We start from the raw sequence: 7,968 nt of genomic DNA on the forward strand, positions 1-7,968 counted from the left end.
AAACCGATCATTCTACCGGAACTCGTAACGGCATAGGTGCCTAAAAAGCCGTCCAATACTAACGTTACGATTCCTAAAAGTGCCGCAAATAATGCAAACCACCAGTACTCTGAACGTGGCGCACGCCCCTCAAAATTGCAATAATTCTCTTTGAGACAAGTGCGAACAGACTCCATAAAAGTCATCTCAAACTCCTTTTGAAAAAATAAGGTAAATTATATAATAATGGCACTTAAATTTGTCCTTTATATTGAAATTTTAGTAGCGAGCGGCTAAATTTTAAAATTTACCTCTGCCGCCGCGCTGTCTGGCAAATACATTAAAATTTATCTCGAATGAACTTAATAGTGAGCTGTTTGATAAGAGGAGGAGGGTAGGCGGAACAAATTTTGCTTTTTCGCTCGCGTTAAATGACAAAGTAGGGCGGCTACGACTGATACAATTATAATAGCGATTTTATCCGCTTGCCACGCCGTAGCCGTATAAATTTTAAAATTTAGCCCTTTTGACGGCTTAAAATTTTAGAAATTTTTACAGCGTCGTAAGTTTTCGCCTGCACTTTTAGAAACTCGCAAAGCTCCTTCTGCTTGCAAAGGCCGCGAGAGAGCAAAAACTCCGCCGTGTCTGTATCATCCAGTACTGCGGCTAGCTTAATCAAGCCCGTTAACTCATTTTGCGGTAGCTCGCGCAAGCTTTGAAATTTTAAAATTTCCTCTACATAGCGTAGCCTTCCGTCGCGGAATTTTTTAAATCTCGCGCTATTTATGAACTCACGAGCGCGTGGATCAGGCGGATTTTTATATGCCGAAACGATAAAACCTGCATCTCGTAAAAATAGCAGCTCTCCGCCTGCAACCGAGCTTACCACGCCGCTAATATCTGTAGCGCCCAGCTCAAGAAGTAATGAAAACGTCTCAAAATCTCCGCACGATGTGGCTAGATGTAACGATCCGCGTGCATGTATATTTGCGCCGTGCTCTACCAAAAATCGCACTAATCGCAGCACATCCGCATTTTTTAAAATTGTGCGACGTCCTAACTTTTCGCTTGGAGTTATCAAATTCTTTTCGTCTGCACCCAAATCAGCGCTGCTTGGCGCATCAATACCCGCACCAAAATCAAGCGGACAGCCGTAAGAAATCGCAGTTTGCAACGGCGAGCCGATATATCCTTCATTGTAGTTCAAATCAGGCTTAAACGCAAGTATTCGAGTAATTCGTGTAAAATCAAGCTTTCCACTTCGCATTAGTTTCATATTTGCAATAAATGGCGTAAAAATCCGCTCGCCAAACTCCCCGAAATCCTCGTCGATCCTGCCCCTGTTTTGCGCCGCGAAGGCTAAAAGTGCGTCCAAGCCCGCATCGATCTGCGCATCGCTGGCATTTTCATCGTAAAAAATTTCAAAATTCGGCTGCGATAAATTTGACTCTGCTTGCTGTGAAGCAGAAACTCTCGTGTCATCCTTAGCGGCACCGAAAGCGCAGCCCGCAAGTAAAAGCCACAAAAAGATAAAATTTTTCATATTGCCCTCGCTTAAATTTTGCGCGATTATATCAAATCTAAGGCTAAATTTAACGGCGCCTTGAAATTTCATAAAAAGCAAACGGCAAATAAATTTAGCCTAAAAAAGCGCCTTTTGATTTTAATTTCGCTAGAATTAGCCGTAAATAACCTAAACAAAGGAGCGACAAATGAAACTACTTTTTACTTTGATCTTGCTTTGTGCGGGGCTTTTTGCAAACACGCTGCAAGAGATCAGAAATAGCGGCGTCATCAGAGTCGGCGTCAGAGACGGCAGACCGCCTTTTAGCGAGATTAGCGGCGGTAAATTTGAAGGCTTTGAGATCGAACTTGCCAATGCGATCGCAAAGGCGATTTTCGGCGCTAAACAAGGCGAAGTGCAGTTTGTCTCTCTAAGCGCCGCTGATCGCGTCTCATATCTAGTCAATAATAAAGTCGATATGGTCGCAGCTACCTTCGTCATTGATTCGGCGCGCAAAAATCATGTAGACTTCTCGATGCCGTATTTTTCGACCAATCTCGGCGTACTAACTCGCAAAACGGACGCCATCAAAGATATATCGCGTTTGCGTGATATGAGGCTCATCACTGAAGAGGGCACGACCGTAGATAATTACCTCAAAAAAGAGAAATTTAACAACGTAGGCTACTGCAAAAGCACGAGCGAATGCTACGCGATGATCCGAGACGGCAAAGCCGACGGATACATCAACCTTAACATCACGGTGCTAGCCTACGCCGTCGTGGACGATACGCTCGAAGTGCCGTTCCAAAACTTCGGCAAGCCCGATTTCATCGGTATTGGCGTGCAAAAAGGAAATAAGGAGCTACTTGATTTTATCAACGCAGAGCTTGTAAAACTAAGCAAAGAGGGCTTTTTCAAAAAGGCTTATCAGGACACTTTCGAGCCTTTTTACCGCGGCACGGCGGATAAAAAATACTTCCTTTTAGATGGAATTTATGACTTGCTATAAAAGCGAGCTAGAAATTAAAATATAAAATTTATCGAAGGCAGTTTGCATAACGAATAAATCTTGGGATTTAAAATTTAGAATTTGCGAAATTTTAAATCCCCACTTCGCCCCTAAATTTCAAACCTGCATACGCGCGGTGATTGAATTTTAAACCGCTTGCATTTATTTTCTCTAAAATATATAGTGCTATAATTATTCCGAAAACTAAAAAGTAGGGGGCTTTTTATGAGATTACTTTTTATTTTAGCCTTATTTTGCACTAGCATTTTTGCAAATACACTAGATGAAATCAGGCAGGCAGGGGTTATCAGAGTAGGCGTGCGCGAAGGTCGTCCGCCGCTAAGCGAGTCTAATAACGGCAAGTTTGAGGGCTTTGAAATCGAGCTTGCTAGCTCAATCGCCAAAGACATTTTCGGCGATAAAAAAGGCGAAGTGCAGTTCGTAGCCGTAACCGCAGGCGATAGAATCCCGTTTTTGAAAAATAATAAGGTCGATATGGTTATCGGCACCTTTATGATTACGCAAGAGCGTAAGAAGCAGGTGGATTTTTCACTGCCGTATTTATCGGTAAATTTTGGCATTGTAACGCGTAAAGAGGATCAAGTGAAGGACTTTGCGCAAGTTCGCGATATGAGAATTTCGATCGAAAAAAATCCAAACGGCTCGATGACCGAGCGCTATTTGCGCAAAGAGAAATTTAGCAATTTAGTTTACTGCAAAAATACCTCCGAGTGCTACGCGATGATGAAGGACGGCAGAGCTGATGGTTACGCAAACGACAACATCATCGTCCTAGCCTACGCCGTCGTGGACGATACGCTCGAAGTGCCGTTTAAAAACCTAGGCGCGGCGGAATTCTTAGGCGTCGGCGTGCAAAAAGGCAATCAAAGCCTGCTTGATTTCATCAATGCCGATCTAATCAAACTAAGCAAAGAGGGCTTTTTCAAAAAGGCTTATGAGGACACTTTCGAGCCATTTTACCGCGGCACTGCGGATAAAAAATACTTCCTTTTAGACGGAATTTACAACATGCTTTAGACCTTAAAATTCTAAGGCGCGAAATTTTGAAATTTTAAAATTCCGCTTCGCACACGGCGAGTAGATATTCTGGAACCTGCAAATTTTGAAATTTTAATAGCCGAAAAATCCCGCAAAATTTTAAAATTTAAAATTTATCTCGCTCGGCTTCAAAATATCTATTCTATTCGGAACAAAATTCCACGCTACGATAAAATTTTAAAATTTTATACACGACGGAATTTTAGAATTTTACCCGCACCGAGAATTTTAAAATCCCATGCTGCAACAGAATTTCGTAGTTGAGGGCTTTTGCGCTGCGATAAAATATAAAATTTATCGTGCGGTGTAGAATTCCGCAGATAAGCGCGATAGATTTAAAAGGATAAAATTCCGCGTAAGGCGAAATCTAGCTCTCAGCAAAAGCGCAGTCGTCGCAGATGCTATCGTTTAAGCTTTGTGGTCGCAGAAATTTACTCAAACGCCTTGTAGTGCGCCTCGTCTGCGAATTCTAACATCTCGCGATCGCCCCTGCTGTCGCCGTAAGCGATAACGCGATCGAAAGCCTGCACGTCGTATGCTGCGCGCACGCGAGCGACCTTTTGCGCGCCGTAGCAGTTCTGCCCCTCGATCTCGCCCGTGATGATGCCGCCTTTGCGCCGTATTTTAGTGCCTAAGAGCTCCAAGCCCTGCGCTTCGCACCACGGGCGCAGCCAGTCTTCGAGGGAGGCGGTGACGATGACGACCCTATCGCCCGCGGCTTTGTAGCTTGCGATCTTGTCCATCGCGCTTTGTTTTAGGATATCTTCGATGTGGGTGGTGGAGTATTTTTTGCAAATTTTATCGAATTTATCGGCGCTCATGCCCGCAAAAAAGTAGCCCAGAAGCTTTCTGCGCGTAAAATTATTGCTCGCAAGACCTAGCTTATACGCCGCCAAAATCGGCGATAGCACCAAAATCCCGCGAAAAAATTTCTTAAATCCGACTACGTAGGCGACGAACTCGAGCAGCGAATCATCGCGCGTGATCGTGCCGTCAAAGTCGAATAAAACAAGATTCATTGCCTCTCCTAGCAAAATTTCAGAAGCGTAAATTTTAAAATTTGCCTATAAAAAAGGCGTGAAATTTAAAAGCTAAATTTCACGCCAAATTTTAAAATTTCATTTTGAAATTCTATTTTTTCGCCATTCGTCTGCGCGTCGTAGGATCAAGGTATCGCTTGCGCACGCGGATATTTACGGGCGTAACCTCCACGAGCTCGTCCTCCTCGATCCACTCCAGCGCGCGCTCTAAATTTAGCGCACGCGGCGGCACGAGCTTGATCGCGTCGTCGCTGCCGCTGGCGCGGACGTTGGTTAAATTTTTACCCTTGATCGGATTGACGTCCAGATCGTTCGGACGGCTGTGCTCGCCGATGATCATACCCAGATAGACCTTCGCCTGCGGAGCGATAAAAAGCACGCCGCGATCTTGCAGGTTCCACAGGCTGTATCCTAGCGCCACTCCGTTTTCCATACTCACGAGCGCGCCGTTTTGTCGCTTCTCGACCGCGCCGATAAATGGGCGAAATTCCAAAAAGCTATGGTTCATCACACCTTCGCCGCGAGTATCAGTCAAAAACTGCGAGCGAAAGCCGATAAGACCGCGCGCCGGGATCTCAAACTCCATACGCGTCTGCCCGTCGCCGGTAGGATTCATCACCTTCATCTCGGCCTTTTTGCGGCCGAGCTTTTCTATGACGGTGCCGGTGCAATCATCGGGTGCGTCGATAACTAAGTGCTCGAAAGGCTCACATTTGATGCCGTCGATCTCTTTGATGATAACTTCCGGGCGCCCGAGGCAAAACTCAAAGCCCTCGCGGCGCATATTCTCAGCCAAAATCGTGATCTGTAGCTCACCGCGACCGCTTACTTTAAATTTGCCCTCGCCCGCGTTTTCATAGCGCATCGCGATGTTAGTTTTCATCTCCGCTTCCAAGCGCTCGTCGATCTTATTTGAGGTTACAAATTTACCCTCCGTACCGGCTAGCGGTCCGTCATTTACGCTAAAAATTACGCTAAGGGTAGGTTCTTCTATATGCAGCGCATCAAGCGGAATCGGATTATTGGGATCGACGATGCTATCGCCTACGTCAAGCGCGTCAAAGCCAGCGATCGCCACGATGTCGCCCGTGCCCGCCGCGTCGATGTCGGCGCGCTCAAGTCCGTTAAAGCCGATGAGTTTTGAAATTCTACCGTTGATGTGCGTGCCGTCAGCTTTGGCTAACATAACACTTTGGTTTTTGTTTATCGTGCCGTTGAAAATTCTAGCGATGCCGATCTTGCCGACGTAGTTATCGTAATCGAGCGTGAAAACCTGCAGCTGCAAAGGATTATCGTCGCTGCCGCTAGGGGTCGGAACGTGAGAGATGATCGTCTCAAAAAGTGGCTTCATATCGGTGCTCTCATCGCTTAAGTCGTATTTTGCATAGCCGTTTTTAGCCGCGGCATAGATGACGGGGAACTCAAGCTGCTCGTCGTTTGCGTCAAGCGCTACGAAAAGATCAAAAATTTCATTTACCACGCGGTCCGGATCGGCTGCGGGCTTATCGATTTTATTTACTACTACGATCGGTCGTAGTCCCAAAGATAGCGCCTTTTTGACGACAAATTTGGTCTGCGGCATAACGCCTTCTTGCGCATCGACGAGCAAAAGCACGCCGTCTACCATCTTTAGCACGCGCTCGACCTCGCCGCCGAAATCGGCGTGACCCGGAGTGTCGATGATATTGATTTTAACGCCGCCGTAGTGGATGGCCGTGTTTTTGGATAGGATCGTAATACCGCGCTCGCGCTCTATGTCGTTGCTGTCCATCACGCGCTCGCCGACTTCTTGGTGATTACCAAAGGTGCCGGATTGTTTTAAAAGCTCATCTACAATAGTGGTCTTGCCGTGATCGACGTGCGCGATAACCGCGATATTTCTGATATTTTCCAAATTTTTCTCCGTTTATAATTTCAAAAACTGATGATTATACTAAAAAAATTCTTAAGATAAAAATTTACGAATACTCTTTGACTTCGCAGACAAAAAACTCATAAACGCGCTGTTGGATTAGTGCATCCTCGTCATCATCTCCGATTAAACGGCGTAGATGCGAAAAATCAATCTTTTTGATATATTTTTTGTTATTTTTTATATCTCTGTCGATCTCTTTTAAAAGCGAATCTAAATTTAAGCTTTTATAGGTTTTCGCCTTTAAGATATATTCTTTTACGATGGAAACCAACACGCCGATGCGCTGCTCGTCACCCGGATAAATTTCGCCAGCTATATCTTTGATCGTATCGTAATCCTCCTCGGTCTGCTTCTTTTTGGCAAGTAGCATAGCGGCAAAAATTTTGGCTCTGAACTCAATAGAGCGATGATGAGGGATAAAAACCTCGCGAAATACGGATAAAAGATGATTTTTGAAATTCATTTATAACCTTACTTTAAGAAACATTTCCATATAATCCAATTTGCCCTTTCTTAGACCTGTGCAATGCTTTTTTTAGGCACCGCTTCAGGGTAGGAATACAGCAGAGCACTTAGATCTCGCATGTGCCGCAGCCATCTGGGAAGGGGTTTTATAAATCGATCCTATTGAGCCCAAAATGCTCTTTGAAATCCTCGCAAACACTCTGAAAATCGACGCCTTCAATTTTCGGCTTGGCTTTGAAAAACTCTAACATCGAATTATACCCGCTAAGCAGCTCCTTGCTTTTAACGCCGTAGCTGATCGAAATTCCTGCCTCAAAAAATGCCGCTAATTTATCGCAATACTTAAGCGCCTTGCCGTCGATTGCACGAAATTTATCTTCGTTAAACATCTTTAGGCTGCCTTCTGCAAATTTAGGCTCCTTGCCTAGCTCAAAGGTGCGGTTTTCAAACTCATCTTTTATAAATTTACCGCCCTCTTTGCGGATACCCAAAATATAGCTAAAATCATCTCTCATATGCTCGGGCACGAAAGGTAAAATTTTATCGTCTATTAGTCGCATCTCATATTCACTGATGATGTCGCTAAGGCCTTTGACGCCGTATTTTACGGGGCTAATAATGTCGCGAGTGAGGCTTTCGGGCAAATCGTGAAATAGAGCGCAGAAAAAATTATATGCCGTACGCGAGCGACACGCACCCACTTCAAGCGAGAAAAAGTAACTTAAAATCGCAACTACCAGCATGTGTCCTAGCACCGATGTCTCAGGGATGCGCGGCGTCTGCGCCCAGCGTTTTTGGAAACGAAGTCTGCCACTAAGATCGACTATGCGAGCAAGTTTTTTATTCATCACGATTTTTCGCACGCCGATTAGCTCATAATAATCCTCAAGCTCCTCCTCAACCTTGGCTTTTAACTCCTCGATATCGTTTAAAAACTGGCTAGTTTGATAGACGATGTTAAATTCCCACCGCGTAGAGAGGTAACTAGCTGCCT

General features: G+C 44.9%; 8 protein-coding genes and 1 other RNA gene. 3 read left to right on the top strand and 6 right to left on the bottom strand.

Annotated features, from left to right (window positions below; genetic code table 11):
* On the bottom strand, positions 1–185 hold a 185-nt coding region (locus Q0095_RS03740), incomplete at its 3' end, for a DUF805 domain-containing protein (RefSeq protein WP_297881481.1).
* Between the two features lie 311 nt (positions 186–496).
* Positions 497–1,594, bottom strand: a complete 1,098-nt coding sequence (locus Q0095_RS03745; protein ID WP_297881483.1) for a hypothetical protein — start codon at positions 1,592–1,594, stop codon at positions 497–499.
* Between the two features lie 97 nt (positions 1,595–1,691).
* Between Q0095_RS03745 and Q0095_RS03750 the strand changes: the two genes are divergently transcribed.
* Both Q0095_RS03750 and Q0095_RS03755 read left to right on the top strand, forming a co-directional pair.
* Positions 1,692–2,495 carry a transporter substrate-binding domain-containing protein gene (locus Q0095_RS03750; RefSeq protein WP_297881484.1) on the top strand — a complete coding sequence of 268 codons (804 nt, stop codon included), beginning with the start codon at positions 1,692–1,694 and terminating at the stop codon, positions 2,493–2,495.
* A 225-nt stretch (positions 2,496–2,720) separates the two neighbouring features.
* Complete coding sequence (locus Q0095_RS03755) at positions 2,721–3,533, top strand: transporter substrate-binding domain-containing protein (protein ID WP_297881487.1); 813 nt, start codon at positions 2,721–2,723, stop codon at positions 3,531–3,533.
* Between the two features lie 452 nt (positions 3,534–3,985).
* Here Q0095_RS03755 and Q0095_RS03760 read toward each other — a convergent pair whose 3' ends face one another.
* The 3 genes from Q0095_RS03760 to Q0095_RS03770 all read right to left on the bottom strand — a co-directional run bounded on the left by Q0095_RS03760 (position 3,986) and on the right by Q0095_RS03770 (position 6,972).
* The gene (locus tag Q0095_RS03760) at positions 3,986–4,573 is read right to left on the bottom strand and encodes an HAD-IB family hydrolase (protein WP_005872961.1); all 588 of its coding nucleotides are present in this window, start codon (positions 4,571–4,573) and stop codon (positions 3,986–3,988) included.
* Between the two features lie 112 nt (positions 4,574–4,685).
* Entirely contained in the window at positions 4,686–6,488 is a 1,803-nt protein-coding gene (gene typA / locus Q0095_RS03765; RefSeq protein ID WP_297881489.1) for a translational GTPase TypA, read from the bottom strand.
* Between the two features lie 64 nt (positions 6,489–6,552).
* Positions 6,553–6,972, bottom strand: coding sequence for a hypothetical protein (locus Q0095_RS03770; protein WP_297881491.1), 420 nt, complete (start codon positions 6,970–6,972; stop codon positions 6,553–6,555).
* A 47-nt stretch (positions 6,973–7,019) separates the two neighbouring features.
* Between Q0095_RS03770 and ffs the strand changes: the two genes are divergently transcribed.
* Positions 7,020–7,117: signal recognition particle sRNA small type (gene ffs, locus Q0095_RS03775), an RNA gene on the top strand.
* Between the two features lie 3 nt (positions 7,118–7,120).
* Here the strand turns inward: ffs and Q0095_RS03780 are convergent.
* A partial coding sequence (locus Q0095_RS03780; RefSeq protein ID WP_297881493.1) for an HD domain-containing protein occupies positions 7,121–7,968 on the bottom strand: 848 nt, incomplete at its 5' end.

This window comes from uncultured Campylobacter sp., from assembly GCF_938045535.1.
In the GTDB taxonomy this organism is placed as follows: domain Bacteria; phylum Campylobacterota; class Campylobacteria; order Campylobacterales; family Campylobacteraceae; genus Campylobacter_B.

Excerpts from the sequence above, each read along its gene's own strand:
- Q0095_RS03745 (WP_297881483.1), bottom strand. The coding sequence starts at position 1,594 with ATGAAATTTCAAGGCGCCGTTAAATTTAGCCTTAGATTTGATATAATC.
- Q0095_RS03750 (WP_297881484.1), top strand. The coding sequence starts at position 1,692 with ATGAAACTACTTTTTACTTTGATCTTGCTTTGTGCGGGGCTTTTTGCA.
- Q0095_RS03770 (WP_297881491.1), bottom strand. The coding sequence starts at position 6,972 with ATGAATTTCAAAAATCATCTTTTATCCGTATTTCGCGAGGTTTTTATC.
- Q0095_RS03760 (WP_005872961.1), bottom strand. The coding sequence starts at position 4,573 with ATGAATCTTGTTTTATTCGACTTTGACGGCACGATCACGCGCGATGAT.
- Q0095_RS03755 (WP_297881487.1), top strand. The coding sequence starts at position 2,721 with ATGAGATTACTTTTTATTTTAGCCTTATTTTGCACTAGCATTTTTGCA.